Source organism: Stappia sp., from assembly GCF_040110915.1.
Taxonomy (GTDB): domain Bacteria; phylum Pseudomonadota; class Alphaproteobacteria; order Rhizobiales; family Stappiaceae; genus Stappia.
On the sequence record NZ_CP157793.1, the window covers coordinates 1,167,083 to 1,186,995 of the forward strand.

Genomic DNA, 19,913 nt, shown 5'->3' on the forward strand with positions numbered 1-19,913 from the left:
GGCGTAGCGATGACCGTCCGGTCTCGCCTGCGCGGCCAGCAGCCGATGTGCGACAAGGGGGAACGGATCGGTCTCCTTCGTGCGCCGCGTTGCCGCATTGTCGTGCTTGGCGCACATGCGGCATGTGAAGGCGGGGAGCGGGCGCACGTGTCGTCGAAACCTTGTGAAGCTTCTGAATGACCAGCCAGTCGACATCCGCAAACCCGCTCAAGATCCAGGCGCGTGTGATTGGGGCGCTGGTCTTGCGGGAAACGAAGGTCACTTTCGGGGCCGTGCAGATGGGCTACCTCTGGGCGATCCTGGAGCCTGTGCTTGGGACTGCGATCCTGACCCTCATCTTCTCGGTCGTGACGCGTCACCCGCCGATCGGAACGAGCTTCGCGCTGTTCTTCGCGACCGGGATCATTACCTATCAGCTCTACAGCAAGCTCTCGAGTTCGCTCATGGCTGTCTTCGAGGCCAATCGCGGGCTGATGGCTTATCCGCTGGTTAAAGAAGTGGACGTCGTGATTGCCCGATTTCTCCTTATCACGATGACTTATCTATTTGTATTTATTGTCTTCTTCGGCGGGCTCATCCTTCTCGGGGTGGCGGACTTTCCTGCCAGGCTCCACATCGTTCTCGCTGCAATATCGTTCGTGGCGCTGTTGGGTTTGGGCGCCGGCTTGATCAATGCGGTGCTTCTTCTTCTTTGGCCGACGTGGCGCCGCGTGGAAGCGATCATCACACGACCGCTCTTCTTTATTTCCGGCGTTTTCTTCATTCCCGACGCCTTTCCTCCCGACATCCGGTACATATTGTCGTGGAATCCCTTGATGCATGCGATCGATTGGCTTCGGACCGGCTACTACTCGGCCTACTCCAGCGAGACCCTCGACGTGCCCTATATGATGGGCTACGTAGGGATATTGCTTGTCATCGCCTTCGCGATGGAGCGTATTTACCGAAAACACCAGAAGTGAGGCCGTGTCGGCATGATAAGGTTCCGGGGAGTTCGGAAGACCTACAAGCTTGGCGGCATTCGAAAGGTTATCCTCGACAATCTCACGCTCGATTTTCCGGCGGACAAGAACATTGCGCTTCTCGGGCCGAACGGAGCGGGAAAGTCGACCTTGATGCGCCTGATTGCCGGGGCCGAACTGCCCGATCGCGGTCGCATCAAACGCCCGGTCAACATCTCTTGGCCGCTCGGCTTCTCGGGAGGCTTCAACGGGTCCATGACGGGCGTGGAGAACGCGCGCTTCGTCGCGCGCCTGTATGGCGAGGATCCGGATTATGTCATCGATTTCGTTGAAGAATTCGCCGAGCTCGGGAAGTCGATGCACCTCCCGATCAAAACCTATTCGAGCGGTATGAAAGCGCGGCTTGCCTTTGGCGTGAGCATGGCGATCAACTTCAGTTATTATCTGGTCGACGAAATAACCGCGGTTGGCGACTCGAAGTTCAAGGAAAAATGCAATGAATACTTCGAGAAAAAACTCGAGACATCAAAAATCATCATGATCTCGCATAGCAACGGCGTCCTGCGGCGGTATTGCGAGGTGGGGTATGTTTTGGAAAACGCGGGACTGAAGTATTTTGGGGATGTGGAAGACGCCATTTCCTACTACGAAGACAGTCAGAAGACGGCGTCTTGATGTCTGGAGCAATTTCAGAAAGAATTGAAGGCTCTCGCGCTCGCGAAGCTGCGTGAAAAAAGACCTGGAACACTTCGGGTGATTCAGAATTCGCGAGAAATGCTCTAGGTCTTTTTGAGTGCGCAGATGTAGTCAAGGCGCTTGCCCTCGACATACTGCTGATATCGCATGGTCCCGGGCATGTCGGCCCAATCTCGCGCATAGCCTCTGAACGGCGAGGGCACCTTCGAGATCAGTTTCTCGCGGCGTCCGGCGTCGGCCGTAATCGCATCGAAGACATTCTTCGTGATGTCGGACATGCTGACCAACTCGAAGCCGTAGTCCTTGCAGAGTTTCTTAATTTTCTTTTCATGTTTCTGGAACGTGGCATTCGTGTAGCCCGAAGAAAACGAAACGATTCCGCCCGGTTTGATGATCCGCGATACCTCTTTGACGAACGGCGGAAGACCGACATAGCTCGCTGTGCCGACGCTGTAGATGAAATCGAACCGGTCGTTTTCAAACGGCGTGTCCTGGGCCGCAGAACACTGGATGGTTACATCGAGATCTTTCGCGCGCTTGCGTGCACGCCGGACGGCGGCATTGCTCTTGTCGATCGCCGTTATGCGCGCATCGGGATAGCGCATGCGCGCCAGGTGCAGCGCGCCGCCAAGACCGCAGCCGATTTCGAGAATCTCTGCCTCAGGGGAGATGTGCGTCTTGCAGTTCTGCCAGAGGATGACGTCGCACAAAGTCGCTTGCAGGATTTCATCCTTGAACGGCTCGATATCGGCAAGTTCGTCATTGGAAGGTACGTAGCCGCTGTTAAAGAAAAAACAGCGCCGGATCGGAGTTACATTATACAAGAAGAAGTACAATACATCCTGAATTATGTGGCGTTTGTCGGGCGGAATTCGCTGAGAGATTTTTTGTCTTATCTGAAAAAGGTTGGACATGTTTGTCTCCGGATCGCAGCCGTCGCGATATCATGCGGAGTGGCGAGGTTCAAGTATGCGGCGCGCAGCAGAAGACCACCGATGGAATCCGATGCCGTGGCGCCGGCGGGAAACTGGAGGACTTCCGTCGCCTGGCGGGGCGGAGACGGCGCGAGGGCGAAGAGGGTCTACGGCCATCGGGAGGCGGGCGCGGAAAAGGCTGGCGGTTGGCTTTCTGTCAGGGCCGGAGGGACAGGGAGGCCCCCAGCCGGGCAATGGTCTTTGCGACGACCGACGAGAGGGGCGTTTTCCTGTTCTGATTTGCGCGGACGATCTGAGGGAATGTCTCGTAGTGTTTTCTGGCTTCTTCGATCTCGCCCGTTTCCAGAAGGGCGGTCACGAGGCCCCGCACCGCCGGTTCGCAGGCTGGTTCGGCTTCCAGGGCGGATGCAAAGGAGGTCAGCGCGCCGCGAAAGTTCCGGTTCCGCAGCGCTGTATTGCCGTGCGATACCGCGCGATCCGCAGCCGAGGCAGCCGCTTCCGTCGAGGACAGAGGGGCCATCTGCTCGACCGGCATCGCCTCGGGGAGAGGGCCCGGGGTCCAGCGGCCGATGGCCTCGATCAGGGTCTCGGGAGAGTGTGCGTCTGTCGCGCCCGAGGCATAGAGCCAGTCCTTCGAGGGCTGCCGTGTGACGATGTCCTCGAGTTTTTCCGGTGTGCGCAGATAGGTCACCACGCCCGAGTTCGCAAAATAGTGGGTTCCGATCGAATTCCTGACCCCGAAGTCGCCAATCACGGCAACGGGAACCCGGGCGGCGATGGCGTCGAAGAAACTGGTGCTCGACACGGTCAGAAGCAGGCTGGCGCTGGCCAGCAGGGTCTCCAGGCTCTCGTAGGACATGCGCAGATTGGCGGGCGCGCGCCGGATCGCCTGCTCCGGGTGAAGAACGCTTCGGTGAAACGTGCGCTCGCCGGGCCGGATCCTTGGCTTGATAATGAGATCCCAGTCCGGATTGTGGGCCGCAAGCGCGCTCAGGCCACGGAACATCCAGCGTCGTTCCGTGTAGGTCTGCGGGACGATGACCTGTTCGGCAAATACGGCTGTGGGTCGCGGCGTCGGCAGGGATTCGGTCCTCGGCTTGTTGAGGCCGGTGATCACATACGGCTGATGCGCGAAGCGGCTCCCCGTGACCGCGGCCTGGAACAGCAGCGCGTCCCTGGGGCCGTTCAGACAGATGACATCGTAACCCAGGCGCCAGAAGACGCCTTCTTCATAACGCTCGTAGACCACGCCATTGTAGCCGGTGAAGATGAACGGTCGCGATCCGGCCATGGCAAAGACCAGCGCCATGTCCGCGCGAAACCGGGCGATCTTCGATCCTGCGGCGAAGATGCCGACCGCATCGACGCCATCCAGCAGATCTGAAAAGGCGAGGGTGACGATTGGCTCGCTCACGATTGCGAAGTCGTCCTGCACGGAACGAAGCAGCGGGGCGGGTATGTGGTCGGGCCTGGGCACGCAGAATGTCACGTCCCAGCCGGCAGTTGCAAAACTGCGGGCGAAGGGCAGGGCGCCGATAATCTGGCTGTCCATATCGGCAAACAAAAGAACCGAGGGCATCGTTACTCCGGAGCATTGAACCGGGCTTCAATACGTCATTTTCGAGCCGTGCGAAATGATCAAGCCCGTATTGGTATCCGCGAACGGTCGCGCGGTATCGCCAATAAGAACGCCCCGCAAACCTTGTTTCAATCGTTCGAAGCAAATTGCGAAAAATGCGCTGTATAAAAAAGAATTGACCGATTTCTATTCGGATTTTCTGCCGCGTAATATTTGCCGAACGACCACCTTGCCGAGCGGGGGTGAGGAGTTGCGTTCGCGAGCGAAAGCGGATATGGAGCACTCAATGCAGTCATGGGAATGCACAAGATGTTTGATGACAAAGTTATTCTGATCACCGGCGGCACCGGCAGCTTTGGTCGAAAGTATGTAAAGACCCTGCTGGAGCGCTACAACCCGAAGAAAATCATCGTATTTTCGCGGGATGAACTCAAGCAGTTCGACATGGCACAGACGTTCGACAGTCCCAAGATGCGGTATCTGATCGGTGACGTGCGTGACAGAAGTCGCCTCGTGAGGGCGATGGAAGGTGTTGACTATGTCATCCACGCCGCCGCGCTGAAGCAGGTTCCTGCCGCCGAATACAATCCGATGGAATGTATCAAGACGAACATCAACGGTGCGCAGAACGTCATTCACGCCGCGCTCGCCAATGATGTCGAGAAGGTCGTCGCGCTGTCCACGGACAAGGCGGCAAATCCGATCAATCTGTACGGTGCGACAAAGCTTGCCTCGGACAAGTTGTTCGTCGCCGCAAACAACATGGTCGGCCCCAAGCGGACGCGATTCTCGGTGGCGCGCTACGGGAACGTCGTCGGATCGCGCGGCTCCGTCGTGCCGTTCTTCGAGAAGCTGATCGCCAATGGCGCGGAAAGCTTGCCGATCACCGACAAGAACATGACCCGCTTCTGGATTTCGCTGCAGCAGGGCGTGGACTTCGTTCTCAAGAATTTCGAGCGGATGTACGGCGGTGAGATCTTCGTTCCGAAGATTCCTTCGGTGCGGATCACCGACCTTGCCACCGCGATGGCGCCGGACCTCGGCCAGCATGAGATCGGCATTCGTCCGGGCGAAAAGCTGCACGAGATCATGTGCCCGGCCGATGACAGCCATCTGACGCTGGAGTTCGACGAGCACTTCGTGTTGCAGCCGACGATCCGCTTCCATGACCGCGATATCGACTTCGAGACCAGTGCGATCGGTGAAGTGGGCAAGCGCGTGGAGCGCGGCTTCGAGTTCAATTCGGGAACGAATGACCACTTCCTGACCGTGGATGAGATCGTGTCCTTCAATCGGGTCGCGATGCAATGATCCCCTACGGTCGCCAGGACATCGCCGAGGCGGATCTCGATGCCGTGAACGCCGTGCTTCTGGGGGACTTCATCACCCAGGGGCCTGCGATTCGCGGTTTCGAGCAGGACCTTGAGGCCTATTGCGGTGTGCGGCACGTCATCGCGATGAGTTCGGCAACGGCGGCGCTGCATCTTGCGTGCCTCGCCCTCGATCTCGGCCCTGGCGATCGTCTGTGGACATCTCCCAACACATTCGTCGCCTCGTCCAACGCCGCGCTGTACTGCGGGGCGGATGTGGATTTCATCGACATCGATCCGCAGACCTACGGCATGTGTCTCGATGAGCTCGAGACACGGCTCGCGGCGGCCGAACGCGACGGGACACTCCCCAAGATCGTGATGCCCGTGCATTTTGCGGGGCAGCCCTGCGACATGGAGCGCCTGGGGCGGCTGCGCGAACAATACGGCTTCCGCGTGATCGAGGACGCCAGCCACTGCATCGGCGGTGACTACCGGGACGGGAAGATCGGAAATTGCGCGTATAGCGATATCACCGTCTTCTCGTTTCATCCGGTCAAGATCATCACGACCGCGGAGGGGGGCGTCGCAACGACGAACGATGCGGAACTCGCCGCGCGGCTCAACCGCTTGCGCACCCATGGCATTACGCGTGATCCGGCCCAGATGAAGGGAACTCCGCACGGAGGCTGGTATTACGAACAGATCGACCTTGGCTACAATTATCGGATTACCGATATCCAGGCGGCGCTGGGGCGGAGCCAGTTGACGCGTCTGGACAGCTATATCGATACACGGCATGCCCTGCGTGAGGTCTATGACGCCCGCCTGGCCGATCTGCCGATCACGCTTCCGTACCAGCCGGCGTTTCAGCGCTCGGGCCTGCATCTCTATCCGATCCTGATCAACGACGACGCCCCCGTCGATCGCGCCGAGGCATTCGACCGGCTGCGCGGACTGGGGATCGGGGTCAATGTGCTCTACATCCCGGTCTACCTTCAGCCGTATTATGCGGGACTGGGGTTCAAGCCGGGACATTGCCCCAGGGCGGAGGATTACTACCGCCGTATGCTGGCCATACCGATGTACGCCACGCTGTCGGCCGAGGATCAGGCCACGGTGATCGAGGCCTTGCACAAGGTCTTGAGCTGACCGGCGAGAGCTCCGGGCGGCGTCCGGAGCGTGGCCCCTCGCGAAGCCGGTGGGGCGTCGGTACTCCATCGCAGATATGACGCCGAACCGGATGGCGCTGGCGCGCGCCACGCGCCGAGGTGCAATGCGGTCGGTGTCTTTGGGGTGGCGAAAAGCAGTCCGAGACAGGGGGCTGTTTTCGCAGCGTTCGCTATCCCGGCGGATTCCACGATGTCGATCAATGCCGCTTTCGGTGCGCCGAACGAGTGCGTGCTCCGAGCGCAGTCGCTTGCGAGGGGGCGTCCCGTTCGTGCGGTCTGGCGCCGGAGTGATGCAGGGGTTTGGCCGGATCCTGGATTTTCCCGGGTGAGTACCGGCCGGCAGCGCGACCTCGGTGCCTGGCGGGCAGGGGGCCGACGTCGCGCTCGACGTATCGGCCGCTGCAGCCAACGGCGCCGGTCTCCGCACTTGCGGTGCGGATCAATTTCGGGATGCGGGTCGGCGAAGGTGGGCGGAAGGCAAATTGCGCCCGGAGCCTGGAGCGATTTCAGCAAGAGTTGGAGACTTTTTCGCTCGTGAAGTTGCGTAAAACCAGAGACATAGAGCATCTCGAATGATTAAGCATTCACGAGAAATGCTCTAGGTCTTCCTGCGATGAAAACGCCGGAGAAGATCCGAAAACGGCATCCGCTTCGATTTGAATTTTCGGTCGATCAGATAGGTCATTCCCCACGCCTTCATGATGCCTGTCTCGAAGGCAAGCGAGTTCATGGGGGTGAACCGCTGCGGGTCGAGGGCGCCGTGCGGCATGCGGGCGGCGTCGACCGCGTCCCGGGCGAGCTGTGCGACGGTCGATGTGGGGTTCCCGGTGGCGTGGGACAACCATGCGTCGTCGCACGTCGGCGGGGCGTCGAGGTCGACCTGATCGAACGGTCTCAACAATCCGGAGCCGAAAAAATAGGGGAGCCCATAGTCGTCGTGGGCCCCGAAATCGGAGATCAGGGTGGTCGGGACCCCCGCATGCAGGGCTTCGACCGCCACCGTCGAGGAAATGGTCAGGCAGTGGGCGGCCCGGCTCAGCAATTCGCTGGCGCGCTCCTCCGTCAGACGAAGGTTGTCGGGAACGCCTGCCGGCGATTGCGCGGCCTCATCCAGAAGATGCTCGATCGGATGCCAGGTTCGATGAAGCGTCGCCTTCTTTCCGGCCGCGCGGGCCTTGATAAGGATCTCGCGCCCGGGGTTGCGTCGCGCCAGCGCGCAAAGCTGCTCGATGAGGAATTTACGCTCTTCATAGTAGCGCGGAATGATGGCTTGCTCGAAGAACACCACCGGACCGTCGGCCGCGTCCGGACGGCGGTCGATGCGCTCCAGCACGGACCCGTTTCCGAGCACGCGCGCGTTCGAGGCATCGATGCCGAAGGCTGCACACATCGCGGTGTAGGCGTCCATGTCCCTTGGGCAATTGAGCCAGAGCCTGTCCGCGGGCGCCCGCATCGAGAGGCCGTCATAGGCATACCGCAGGAGCAGCCCCGGATAGACGCTGATCACAAACGGGCGCTTGTCGGGGAGTGCGGCCAAATGCCGAAACAGGCGACGCGTCGACATCCCTTCCAGGCAAGACAGGACGATGTCGTAGGACGCAATCCGGTCGTTCTTGAACAGGCCGTCGATCGTGGTCGTCCGCACAGGGGCCGCGAGCCCCATCTCATCGATCTGGACGCTGGAAATCTGCTTCCGCTGCCGCGCCTTGACAAGCGCGAAGTCCACATCGCAGCCCTCTGCTCTGAAATAGGGTGCGATCAGTCGAACCGTGTTGAGGAACGAGTCATAGCCTGCCAGCGCCAGTACTTTCATTTGTCGGGCACCGCCAGCAGCTTCTCGTTGATCAGGATATCCGACATCTCCCGGATCGCCCCCCGTCCCCCTGGACTGGAGAGAATGCGCCCGGCGGCTTCACGGGCCTGACTGTGGGCGTCGGCCGGCGCGAAGGAGGCGCCGGCGGCTCTCATGCAGTCAATATCATTGATATCATTGCCGATATAGGCAATCTCGCTCCACTCGAGCCCCTGCTCGCGCCGCCAGGTGTCCAGCACCGGAAGCTTGTCGTCGATCTGGTTGAGCACCTGCATCTTCAGTTTTGCGGCGCGGGCCCGGACAACGGGATTTGCTTCCTTCGACAGGATCAGCAACAGAACGCCACGTTCGCGCAGCATCTCGATCCCAAGGCCATCGCGACGGTTGCATTGAACGGATTCAAGACCGTTCTGATCGACCAGAACGCAGTCGTCGGTATGAACGCCGTCGAAATCGGTGACGACGGCCTTGATCCGTCGCCCGCCGTCAGGCGCAGCGGGGCGGTCGTGATCCCCCGGGACGCGGGACAAGAGGCTCTCCGCGATATCCCAATCGTTCTCGTCGTCGATTTCGAGAGCCGGCCCGTCGACGGGCACAAGGACCACCGATCCGCAGAATCTTTCTTTGCGCTCCAGAAAGCTTGGAACGTGCATGGCGTAGATGGCGCCGTTTTCCCGGTATCGCGGCGCCATGTCCTGCCGACGTTGCCGGGGCCTTTTTTCGTCGTGTGTCACGCCGGCCGCGAAGCCGTCCGGACCCTCGCGCCAGATGAAACCGTGATCCTCGACGACCGACAACGCGCTTTGCGCAGCGCGATCGACGATGGTTTGAACAACGCGGTCGATATCGCCAGGTCTTGTAAAGACCGACGTGCATTGAAGAAAAACGAGATAGTCGGGTTGGGCCCGCCCGCGCCCGGACATCCAGTCGAGGGCGTGCAGCAGCGCGCTCTCCGAGCTTGCATCATTGCCGCTGATGGCATCGGGCCGGACAATCGGGGTTGCGCCGGCGTCCCGGGCCAGTCGAAGCACGTCGTCATCGTCGCTCGAGACATAGACGTCCGTGATTGACTTGGCCCGCAGAGCCGTTGTCACCGTTCGTGACACCAGCGGGATACCCAGCATGGGCCGGATGTTCTTCTTCGGGAGCCCGACCGAACCGCCTCTGGCGGGAATAACGGCGACGACATCCATTTCACGAAATGGATCGAATGTTGGCACCGTGCTTGTCCTCCCGCCACTTCAGTTTGTCTCTTTGAGCGAGTTCCACGTCCAGAAGTTCCGACGGCTTGTAGGTGAGGGCCTGAGAGACATGGCGGACATCGCGGCACAGTCGGCGAAGTCCGTCCGGTTCCAGACTTGCCGCATGGTCCGTGCCCTTCCAGGTGCGATCGAGCGTGAAATGGCGTTCGATCCAGCCGAACTCGCCCCGGCCATACTGATGGTATCCGGTGGCGCCGACGGCCAATGCCGCGATGTCCGCTGCGATCCCGAGATGGTGTCCGGAGAAGCCGATGGATTTGACCCGGTCGCCGTAGCGCTCCTGCAGCCGGTTGATCTCCAGCAGGCAGATATCCTGGAAAGCAACCGGGTAGCCTGAGGTGCAGGCATAGAGCACAAGATCCTTCGCGCGCCCGTGCTTTTCGAAGAAGGATACGCAGCGTTCCGTCTCTTCCCGTGTCGTCATGCCCGTCGAAACATGGATCTCGCCGTCGAAATTCTTGCAGAGATACTCGTGGACCGCAAAGTGCTGATTGGTCGCCGACGGCAGTTTGATCATGTTCGGCTTCAACGCGGCGATTTCCTGCGCAGACGTCAGGTCCCAGACCGAGGTCGAATAGTCGATGCCCGCCAGACGGCACTCTTCCTGCAGTTCGCGGTGTTGACCGACCGAAAACTCCAGAAATTCGCGATGCTCGCCGTAGGTTGCCCCGTATGAATTCGCCGGCGTCGGGTGCGGGGCATCGTATTCGGCCGGGGTAAGCAGCTCACGATTGTGGCGTTTCTGGAACTTTGCGACATGAGCGCCGCAAATATTGCTCGCCACCTGGATGAGTTTTTTCGCGATATCCATATCGCCTTTATGATTGCATCCAATTTCTGCGATAACTTTCACGTCAACCATGTCTAATGCCTGGATATTTGATTCACTCCACAGGGGTATAAAGTGAAATATTGGCCCTGAGAAGTGCTTTGTGGGAATTCCGCTTAAAAAACAATATCCACGCCATTATGTCTGTTTGCTAGTTGTGGGAGGGCACATCGTCCACCGTTCTATTGCAAACCGATGGAAATATTGTCCTGGCCGGCGTGCGGTTTCGGTGAGACAGCGCGGATCTTGTAGCCATGCTCAAGTCACGACAGGTGCTCATTTGAGCAGGCGCCACCCGGGCGTTGCCGGTTCAGCCAAGGGCGGGCGGACCTCGGCGCTGACGATCTGCCGGATCCTGTCTTGCAGCGGCATGCCACGGTTCTGCCCGAAACCGCCCGAGAGGCGAGACGCGGCGGCCAGACGTGCGATGGCGAGGCGCCAGAACCGCGTTGGCTGCCAAGGAGCCACGGCCTTTTTCACCTCCTTCAGGTGAAGCGCCACAAGGGCCGTGCCGGAGAAAGCCTCCGGCACGGGAGGCGCCGGGGAACCCGGCCTTGGAGAGGCTCGCCGCCGTTGGCGAGGGGCTGATCGAATGACGCAAGGAGTTCAGGGCTTGCGACATCCGATCAAGGGGGGCGGGATGACGTGATGCCGGTTACCCGGCCAGGTCGGACAGCTCCAAAGGCTTTCCGGCGCGAATGTCATGGCTCGCCGTCTTGCCGAGGACATCGTCGTAGTGGCGGGTATGCAAGCCGGTGGCCGGGCGGATCGAACGCACGTTCTCCGGCGTGAAGGGGTCACCCGCCTTGACGTCCGCCACCACGAAGAGGGACCGGCGGAAGTCGCGCGAGCGCATCTCCTTCGCGGTCGGCGCGTACCGCACGGTGCCGATCGCGCTTTCCGCCGCCCGCACGGCCTTGACCATGTCGGCAAACTCCTCCGGTTCCATCGAGAATTCGGAGTCCGGTCCGCCATCCGCACGGCGCAGGGTGAGGTGCTTTTCGATCACCCGGCTTCCCAACACGGTGGCGACGACGGGCGCGGTGCTGCCCGGTGTGTGGTCGGAAAGCCCCGCAACCACATCGAAGAGCTGGGCCATGTGCGGGATCGTCGCCAGATTCGCTTCCTCGATCGGCGCCGGATAGGCCGCGGTGCACTTCAGCAGGATCAGGTCGGAACAACCGTTGTCGCGCAAGGTGCGGACGGCTTCGTCGATCTCGGCCAGTTCCCCCATCCCGGTGGAGAGGATCACGGGCTTGCCGGTCGCCGCGACGCGGCGCATCAGCGGAATGTCGACGAGCTCGCTCGACGCAATCTTGTAAAGCGGCACATTGAGGTTCTCGAGGAAATCGACGGCCGTGAAATCGAACGGCGTCGAGAAGGCGATCATGCCCAGGCTTCGGGCATAGTCGAACAGCTCCTCGTGCCACTCCCACGGCAGATGGGCCTCTTCATAGAGCTGATAGAGGTTCTTCCCTTCCCAGATCGTGCCACTGACCTGGAAACTCTCGTCATTGCTGTCGAAGGTCAGCGTGTTCGCGGTATAGGTCTGCAGTTTGATCGCGTCGGCCCCGCACTCGGCGGCGACCTTCACGATCTCGCGGGCGCGATTGATATCGTGATTATGGTTGGCCGACAGCTCGGCAATGATGAAGCTGGGATGAGAAGGGCCCACTTTCCGGCCGGCGATGGCGATGTCCTGCATGGTCAAGCCTCTTCTTTTGTCTTGCGGTTTTCTTCAATACGGGCGTTCAGGGTCCTGGCGATCAGTGCCGCGCCATCCTCGCCGCCGAGTTCGGCGGCCTTCCGGCCCATGTCTCGTAACGTCTCGGGGTGATGCGCGAGGAACGTCAGCGCATCCGCCACGCCTCGATCAGGATAGCCTTTTTGCGCGTCCAGCACGATGGCGGCCTCGGCCGCCGCCATTGCGCTTCCGACCATGGTCTGGTTGTCGGTGAGAACCAGAACCACAGAGGGCAACCCGAGGCAATTGCGTTCCCACGTCATGGTGCCGCCGGCGCCGATCGCGAGATCGGCCTGACACATGAGCTGGGCGACGTTGGTCGCATCGACATGCAAGGCGACACGATCCCCGTATCTGGCCGCGCTGGCGCGCAGGTGCGGCAGATCCGCGGTCATCGATCCGGCCACGACATCGATCCGCGCTTCGGGGAGGGTCTCTGCCGCGGTTTCCAGCGCCTGCACCGTCATGCCGAATGGATCCGTGCCGCCCATTGCGATGAACAGCCTGGCGATGCCCTCGCGGTCCTGCTGCCGACGCGAGAGGCATGCCTGCCGCAGTCCGACGAAGATCGGGTCGATGATCTGGAACCGGCTGCCGACATGCAACTCGGTGTGATCCGGCACGAGTCCGGAGTAGGTCGTCGAGTCGCGTCCGAGATTGACGTCGAACACCATGTCGACATCCAGAACACGGTCGGCCATGTCGTCGATTGCCGCCAGGAACGGCACGACCTTGCGGTACATCCGGTGCGTGTCGGCGCCCAGGCCATAGTGATCGAAGAACACGCCCACAAGCTCCGCATCCTGCCCAGCCAGGGCGGCAACGCCGTCGTCTTCGGTCCCGATCACCGTCACCGTGTCGAACACATCGCGCACCGCCGGCAGGACCGCCTCGGTATCGGGCCCGCAAAGCAGAAGCGTGGTCAGCCCTTCAGCCTTGAGGTAGCGGGCGAGTATTGTCATTCGCCGTATGTGGCCGGAGCCGATTGCGGCACTGGCATCTGTGCGAATTGCGAACACGCCGGACATCGACAGAAAGCCTCGTCAATCCTGCTGTGAAAGGAAGGAAAGAAAATCGTCGAAGCTGCGCAGTCTGGAGAGGTTTGCCGAGGGGATCGAAACGTCGAACCGCCGCTCGACCTCCATGACCAGCCGCATGTGACCGAGCGAATCCCAGGTCTCGACCTCGCCGATGCGCCAGCTGTCGCGTGCCTCCGGAAGGCCTTTCGTGAAGATTTTCCGGAACGCGCTCTCGAGGTCCGCGGCCAGATCGTCATTCACGGAGGGTTTCGCCGGCGCGGTCGCGGCCGGCAGTTCGGGAAGAGACGTGCGCGGTGCGAAGCTCCCGTAGGCTTCCACGAGTTCGAACAACCCGTGGGCGGGGTGCATCAGAAACGCCACGCGGCGCCCATCGTAGGCGTCATCGGCACGCGGTTCGACGATCACCCGTGCGCCGACCGAGCGCGCGGCCTTTAGCGACATGTCCAGATCGGCGACCGCATAGCACAAGTGATAGGCGCCGCCGCCGCCGTCAACATGAGCCGCAATCGGCGAATCGCCGTTTTCCGGCAGTCCCAGAACCTCGATGCAGAGGTCGCCGCCGAATGTGACGAACAGAAAATGGACCTTCTGGCTGTTGTTCCAGCCGGGCCCGCGCAAGGTGCGGGCGCCCGGCATGGCGAGAAAATGGCGCGAAGTCTCTTCGAAGGACCCCGTCGTCACCGCAACGTGGTCGACCCAGAGGGCTCCGATTTCCTTGAGCATGCAGCTGTTCCGTCTCCAGGTGTCGCGTGCTTGGTCTGCACTCTATGGACGTCTCAGGTCAGATGTAGTCGAACCAGTCGGGGAAGGCGACCGGCTTGCCGAGATCGAGAACGAAATGCTCGCCGTCCTCGGTGACGAAGTCATGGCGCGCGTAGACGTCCCGGCACGGGTGGTTCCGGTCCGTCTCGAACACCGGACCCGTCACCGTCTTGCACTGCCGTGCAAGGGCGCGCTTGCAGATCTCCGCCAGGATGGCGGTCTCGACGCCGCGGCCCAGAACCCGGCAGGACATCACGAAATTGTCGATCCAGGCGCTTTTGTCGTCGCGGTAGGTGACCACCAGGACGGCAATGACCTCGTCCGATCCGAAGCGGTCGGTGATGCGGACCGTCAGGATGTCACCGCCCTCGGCGATGATCGCATTCGCCTCCGCCTCGGAATATCGCCGGGTCGTGGTGTTGAACTGGTTGGTTTTTGCGATCAACTGCAGCGCGCGGGGCCGGGTGGCATCGGTCACATTCGCGATCTCGATGCCCATGCCGAGGTTGCGAAGGAAGCTGTTGCGGTCCGTCGAGGTCTTTTCGACCCGCTGGATCTCGGCGCGGATCTTGTATTTCTTGGCCCGGTCGCGGTCCTGGTCGATCAGCCGCTCGGCGCTGAGCGCCGGATGCGCGGCAAGAAATCGGGGCCAGTCGGAGACGTCGGCCGGCATCTCCGGCACGATGACGCAGGGGCAATTCTGCCGCACTTCGCCGCGTTCCATCGGATTGTCGTCGATGAACATCAGCGAGGACAGGCCCAGATCGATTTCTTTCGAAATCTCCAGAATGTTCTGCGACTTCGGCATCCAGTTGATGCGATGGGTAATGAGGTCGCTTTCGCCTATGACCATGTTCGGGTTGTTGCGAAACACGTCCAGGGCAACATGCTCGGTGTTCTTGCTGCAGACCGTGAGAATGATGCCGCGCGACACCAGCGACTTGACGAAATGCTGAAAGGCAACGAACTGGTTGCCCGGAAAGTCGGTGCCGAGATCGAGACCGAACGTCCCGTCGTCGCCGACAACGCCTCCCCACATGGTGTTGTCGAGATCCAGCACGAGCGCGCGCGCCGTCTGTCCGTTGAGCGCCATCAGCGCACCGGTCAGGAGCCGGTGATAGGCCGGGGTGAACTTCGGCCCGAAGGGAAAGCGCCCCATCAGCCAGTACTTCCCGGGATCCGCGGAATCCTCGCCGATCTCGTCGATCAGGCGTGAGATCGGCAGCAGCGTGCAATCGGCAAGACCGTCGCAGAGCTCGGCCAGGGTGTCGTTCATCTGGCGCACCGCCCGTTCAAGGGCGCCGCGGCCGGCGGTGGCATCCTGGAAGGTGGTCATCGCCGGTCGCACGGGGCGAATGTCGTGCACGAAGAGATGGCCGTCCAGGGCGGATCGGATTTCCCGGATTTGCTCCGTGTAGTCCGCGAAGCGCGCGAGAACGCCCTCGAGCATGGACTCCGACGGCGTCTCCAGCGGCAGCATGAAATCCTCGAAGCGCTCGGCCATCACGATGTAATCGGGGTTGGCCTTGCGCAGTTCGCTGTCCGGCGTGAGCAGGTCCATCATGCCTTGACCGAAGGGCGGCGTGTAGCAGTGCAGGCGCTGGCGGGTCTGCGCCTGCTGCGCGTCGCCCAGATCGGTGACGACCTCGTCCCAGTTCGCCGCGCCGACGATGACGAGGCTCGGGATGTCCGGCGCAAGGGTGTCATCGCCACTTGCGCCCTCGGGCATGGCGGCGGCGGCCGCAGTCTGTGACAAGGTCCTGGACTTCATGCTGTCGAACATGTCCCTGGTGTATCGCTTGACGACCAGATCGTGCGCGAGGGCGTTGGGAAACCCCTCGCTCGGCAGGGTCTCGAACCCGAAACGGTCGTGCAGCATCAGCACCGGATCGTTGGTGGCGCGCGTCTCGCACAACAGGGTTTCAAGACGAAGAACCTCAAAGGCGAATCGCAGGGCGAGGCTCTCGACGTCGATCCACATGGCCAGGCCGTCGCCCGACTTCTCCGCGAGATCGGTGAGGTAGAAGCCCCACCAGGCACTGCCCTCCTGCGGATCGATATCGAAGAAGTTGATCACCGCCAGAGGCATGCCGTCGCGCTCGGCGATCAGGAAGCGTTTGCTCGCGTCTTCCCGCGCCCTGGCCCACCACGCCTTGTGATCCTCCGGCCGGATCTCGGCCTGATTGATCATCGAGGCGCGCACATGGGGCATATTGCGCCAGCGAAGCAAATCGTCGCTGTCCGCATCGGAAACGTACCGCAAGGCAATGGTTTGGGGTGTCGACTGAATAGTGATGACACTAACTCTCGTTTGGACTCAGGCGATGGCGCAACAGCGCCTCGACCATGTTCAGACTGTCGGGGGTGTCGATATCGACGGCTTCATCGGGAGTGAGCACGATTCCACGGGTTGTGCTGTCCCAGACGGTTCGACCGGCAAGCCACGCATCGCGCCGCCCGAAAACGAATTGTGCTGCGTCATGATACCGCATTTCAAGGTCCTGGGTCCGGATGCGCGTGTTGCGTTGATCGAGCATCCGAACCTGCCCCTCCTCCAGGGCGACCGCCCGCTGGATCGGGTGAGGGAAGGGGAGAAGGGACATCACGAAGTCGGCACCGGCCGGCGCCGAAAGGGCCGCGTCATGGGCCCGGGCGAGCGTTTCGGGGCGCAGAAGCACCGCGGTGGCGTAGATCACGCAAACCCATTCATCGGCGATGTCATACGCCGTGATCGCGTGGCGAATGACCGCATCCAGGGTCGACAGATCGTCGGAGATTTCCGCCGGCCGCAGTCCGGGCACCTCGGCGCCGGCGGCAACCGCGGCATCGGCAATGCGCTCGCTGTCGGTGCTGACCAGCACCCGCGTGAAGACACTGCTCTCGAGCGCACTCGTGATCGGCCAGCTCAGCATCGGCCGACCCATCATGTCGATGATGTTCTTGTCCGGTATGCGCTTCGATCCGCCGCGCGCCGGAATGATTGCGACCGTCATCTGGCTGCCCGTCTGCTTGGCCCGGCCCCTCTCCCGGGGCGCGACGGCGCGATAATCCGATAGATTTGCGACATTTATGCAACTCTCACGTGATCCGTTTCCCTCCAGAACGCGCGCCGCACGTCCGATCGGCTGACAGTCGCGGCGCCCGGCGCCGAACATCGCGTCTTGAACCGCCGGTGTCCACCGCTCCGGAGTCGTTGCAACGGCCGGGAGCGTCCCTGCGGGCGCCCCGTCCAGCGGCCTGCCTCCCGGCAGGCCGGCCTCGCCCCGGCGGCATCACGACGATGCGTTCTCCTTTCGGTGCGCGGTGACGAAGTCGCCCAGGCGTCGCTGTGCCTCGCTCGCGACGCGGCGGGTCATCTCCCTTCGGTCGCCCTGGAAGCCTTCATCCTGATCGGTGCGGATGATCGTGGTGTTCCACGTCAGGCGGTCCGCCTCGCCTTTCGAGTCGCCGAGCCGGAAGAGGACCGCATTGCAGAAGGTGCCCAGCTGCCAGCACGGTGTCCCGACCGCAGCGCCCATCTCCGCCGGGAAAGAGTTGGCGCCGACGATCAGATCGAGATTGGCGGTGACGGCGGCGACATCCTCGAAGTCTTCGAAGAGGTCGGCCTCCTCGAGGATCTCGATCCCGAAAGCCCGGCAGAACAGGAGCTCGTCGCGGGTGTGCTCGTGCTGCAGGGAGACGAAGTGGATCCCCTTGACGTTCAGCAGCGGGGTCAGATCCTCAAGGTCCATGTAGTGCTTGGAGCGTCGCGGCGTCCGCAGCGAACTGCGCCACAACAGTCCGACGCGGACCTTCTGCCCCGCAACCTCCTCGAAGTGCTTTTCCCACTTGGTCCGACGCTGGGGATCGGGGGTCAGGTAGCTGCCTTTTCCCGCACCGTCCATCGGGGGCTGCCGGGTTGGCGACTTCTCCCACATGCCCAGGACCATGTCCGAGGTCATGCGGATCTCCGAGAACTCGCCGAGGCGTTCGTAGACGTCATTGCCGATGAGACGGGCGAGCGCATAATAGGGCACATTGTTCGACCGGCCCTGGTCGCCGTCCCCGGGCGCTTCCATCAGCCGGCGCTTGAAGGGATGGAAGACGATGTCCGGAAAGCTGCGCTGCAGCAGGGACAGCGCGCGCGGCTCGCACATCGCTTCTATCCGGTCGAAGTGCTGGCGAAGCTCCGGGTAGAATTGCGCCCAGCGGATTTCGTCGCCCACGCCGTCTTCGCAGATGATGAGAATGCTGTCCTTCCGCGACGCGGAAAACGCCGGTTTCCTGAAGGAATTGTACTGCTCCGGAAACTTGTGCTCAAGGAACCGGCAGACCGGGCGCTCCTGCTTGACGCGAATGCCGCGATTGAAATCGCCGCTCATGAAGCTGCTCTGACTGCGCTCGATGTCCAGCAGACCCAGGCGGCCGTCCTCCCCGCGCATCGAATACTTGGGGTGCGACGCGTCCCGACGGTCGAGGAGTTCGATGAACGTCTCCAGCCCCCCTGGCGCGCGCGGGAGCAGATGCAGGAGCAGCCCATAGGCTTCGAACAAACCCGGATTGAGCTCGACGCTCCTCAACAAGTCTTCCGTCGCCGCCTCGTTGTCATCAAGATAGAAATTCGCGGCACCCCGTACGTAGAAAGCATGGGCAGAATCGCGATACTTCAACAGGTAAATACTGGCAGCTTCGCGGGCTTCTTCGAAAAGATTGAGTTCCAGAAAGCGATGCGCAAAATTCCGTTGGTCGACATCTGTCGCGGTCGCCGCACTCGAGCGGACAATATCTGCCATTCTTTCGCAATATCGGTTCGCAACCTTATCGACATACCCTATTTCTCGCGCAAACTTGAGCAGCGGAGGATGCGACATTTTCTGTCGGAGCGCCGTGTCAAGCACGTCGTGCAGGGTGTCGACGTCGCCGGCTTGCCAAAGCGTCTGGACGTATCGCAAGGTGATGCTGGGATCGGGCTTGTGGCTGGAATAGAGCATGCTGATCATGCCCATCGACTGATCGAGCTTGTTGAGCTCGCTCGCACACCCCGCCACCTGCAGAGCGTAATTCACATTTCCGGAATGGGCCTTCAGCTTCTTGTTGAGGCGCTCAAAGGCGAGATCGTAGAGCCCGAGCTGCCGTTCGGCCTCCGCCAGTTTAATCTGCACGCCGGGCGTATCGAGCCCGGCCGACTCAACGACATCTCGCAAATAGACGTAGGCCGCGCGAAGTTTCCCCCGGGTCCGAAGAATAGTGAACTTCGACTGGCTGTAAATCAGGAGCCCTCGTTTCGTGAGAGTATCCGGATCGATCTTGTTTAATGATTGAGTCGCATTCTCGATGTCGCCAGCGGCGATGTAGATATCTGTTAAAGTCTGAACAAGTTGGTTCTTTCGCCCCCTTGAAATGAGCAACTCATAGCAGAGGATAGCTTTCGAATTCCGCAGAAGTTTCCGATAAGCGTCCCCGCAGCGTTGCAGCGACTTGTCGTCGAAATCATTGTACTCGACAACGGCCTGGCTCGCAGCTTCAAGAATGAGTTCGGGCACCTGCGAAGCTGTTTCAAGCTTGACATTCAATCCGGACAGGCCGGAACTTTCGTGTGTCGCGATCGCGTTTTTGTGCCCAACCGACTCGGTGACTGACCGCACCGCACGCTGAAGAAAGCCGATGCTTTTGCCGAGCTTGACGACGCTTGGAAGCGTCTTTCCGCTTTTTCCGCTGTTCATGGGTCCTATTCACAATATCAAATGCACTATGCTTGTTTCTATACAACTCAGGCCGTGATGCAAGACAATTCATAAATAGTGTAATAGCAGAGTTTGCTTTTGTGGAA

16 protein-coding genes are annotated in these 19,913 nt (G+C 61.1%); 4 read left to right on the forward strand and 12 right to left on the reverse strand.

Annotated elements, in window-relative coordinates:
* The first annotated feature begins 176 nt into the window (after window positions 1-176).
* Window positions 177-962 (forward strand): ABC transporter permease, encoded by a 786-nt coding sequence (locus ABL312_RS05085; protein WP_349360287.1) that lies wholly within the window; start codon window positions 177-179, stop codon window positions 960-962.
* A gap of 12 nt (window positions 963-974) precedes the next feature.
* The gene (locus tag ABL312_RS05090) at window positions 975-1,637 is read left to right on the forward strand and encodes an ABC transporter ATP-binding protein (RefSeq protein WP_349360288.1); all 663 of its coding nucleotides are present in this window, start codon (window positions 975-977) and stop codon (window positions 1,635-1,637) included.
* Between the two features lie 104 nt (window positions 1,638-1,741).
* Here the strand turns inward: ABL312_RS05090 and ABL312_RS05095 are convergent, their stop codons facing one another.
* Window positions 1,742-2,572, reverse strand: coding sequence for a class I SAM-dependent methyltransferase (locus ABL312_RS05095; RefSeq protein WP_349360289.1), 831 nt, complete (start codon window positions 2,570-2,572; stop codon window positions 1,742-1,744).
* A 217-nt stretch (window positions 2,573-2,789) separates the two neighbouring features.
* The gene (locus ABL312_RS05100) at window positions 2,790-4,172 is read right to left on the reverse strand and encodes a tetratricopeptide repeat protein (RefSeq protein ID WP_349360290.1); all 1,383 of its coding nucleotides are present in this window, start codon (window positions 4,170-4,172) and stop codon (window positions 2,790-2,792) included.
* 309 nt (window positions 4,173-4,481) lie between these two features.
* Between ABL312_RS05100 and pseB the strand changes: the two genes are divergently transcribed.
* Both pseB and pseC read left to right on the forward strand, forming a co-directional pair.
* Window positions 4,482-5,483 (forward strand): UDP-N-acetylglucosamine 4,6-dehydratase (inverting), encoded by a 1,002-nt coding sequence (gene pseB / locus ABL312_RS05105; protein WP_349360291.1) that lies wholly within the window; start codon window positions 4,482-4,484, stop codon window positions 5,481-5,483.
* Entirely contained in the window at window positions 5,480-6,634 is a 1,155-nt protein-coding gene (pseC, locus tag ABL312_RS05110) for a UDP-4-amino-4,6-dideoxy-N-acetyl-beta-L-altrosamine transaminase (protein WP_349360292.1), read from the forward strand. Before pseB ends, pseC begins: the two co-directional genes overlap by 4 nt.
* A 618-nt stretch (window positions 6,635-7,252) precedes the next feature.
* Here the strand turns inward: pseC and ABL312_RS05115 are convergent.
* The 10 genes from ABL312_RS05115 to ABL312_RS05160 all read right to left on the reverse strand — a co-directional run bounded on the left by ABL312_RS05115 (window position 7,253) and on the right by ABL312_RS05160 (window position 19,806).
* Entirely contained in the window at window positions 7,253-8,467 is a 1,215-nt protein-coding gene (locus ABL312_RS05115) for a DUF6716 putative glycosyltransferase (protein WP_349360293.1), read from the reverse strand.
* A complete protein-coding gene (locus tag ABL312_RS05120; RefSeq protein ID WP_349360294.1) occupies window positions 8,464-9,687 on the reverse strand; it encodes an acylneuraminate cytidylyltransferase in 1,224 nt (407 codons plus the stop codon). The genes ABL312_RS05115 and ABL312_RS05120 overlap by 4 nt, the downstream gene beginning before the upstream one ends.
* Entirely contained in the window at window positions 9,662-10,591 is a 930-nt protein-coding gene (locus ABL312_RS05125; protein ID WP_349360295.1) for an N-acetylneuraminate synthase family protein, read from the reverse strand. The genes ABL312_RS05120 and ABL312_RS05125 overlap by 26 nt, the downstream gene beginning before the upstream one ends.
* A gap of 243 nt (window positions 10,592-10,834) precedes the next feature.
* Window positions 10,835-11,089 (reverse strand): hypothetical protein, encoded by a 255-nt coding sequence (locus tag ABL312_RS05130; protein WP_349360296.1) that lies wholly within the window; start codon window positions 11,087-11,089, stop codon window positions 10,835-10,837.
* Between the two features lie 124 nt (window positions 11,090-11,213).
* Window positions 11,214-12,263 carry a pseudaminic acid synthase gene (gene pseI, locus ABL312_RS05135; protein ID WP_349360297.1) on the reverse strand — a complete coding sequence of 350 codons (1,050 nt, stop codon included), beginning with the start codon at window positions 12,261-12,263 and terminating at the stop codon, window positions 11,214-11,216.
* A gap of 2 nt (window positions 12,264-12,265) precedes the next feature.
* Window positions 12,266-13,330: a UDP-2,4-diacetamido-2,4,6-trideoxy-beta-L-altropyranose hydrolase gene (gene pseG, locus ABL312_RS05140; protein WP_349360298.1), complete on the reverse strand. Its 1,065-nt coding sequence runs from the start codon at window positions 13,328-13,330 to the stop codon at window positions 12,266-12,268.
* A gap of 15 nt (window positions 13,331-13,345) precedes the next feature.
* Window positions 13,346-14,065: a VOC family protein gene (locus ABL312_RS05145; RefSeq protein ID WP_349360299.1), complete on the reverse strand. Its 720-nt coding sequence runs from the start codon at window positions 14,063-14,065 to the stop codon at window positions 13,346-13,348.
* Between the two features lie 58 nt (window positions 14,066-14,123).
* Window positions 14,124-16,334: an HAD-IIIC family phosphatase gene (locus ABL312_RS05150; protein ID WP_349360300.1), complete on the reverse strand. Its 2,211-nt coding sequence runs from the start codon at window positions 16,332-16,334 to the stop codon at window positions 14,124-14,126.
* A 70-nt stretch (window positions 16,335-16,404) separates the two neighbouring features.
* The gene (gene pseF, locus ABL312_RS05155; protein ID WP_349360301.1) at window positions 16,405-17,097 is read right to left on the reverse strand and encodes a pseudaminic acid cytidylyltransferase; all 693 of its coding nucleotides are present in this window, start codon (window positions 17,095-17,097) and stop codon (window positions 16,405-16,407) included.
* 279 nt (window positions 17,098-17,376) lie between these two features.
* Window positions 17,377-19,806, reverse strand: coding sequence for a hypothetical protein (locus ABL312_RS05160; protein WP_349360302.1), 2,430 nt, complete (start codon window positions 19,804-19,806; stop codon window positions 17,377-17,379).
* Between the last annotated feature and the right edge of the window lie 107 nt (window positions 19,807-19,913).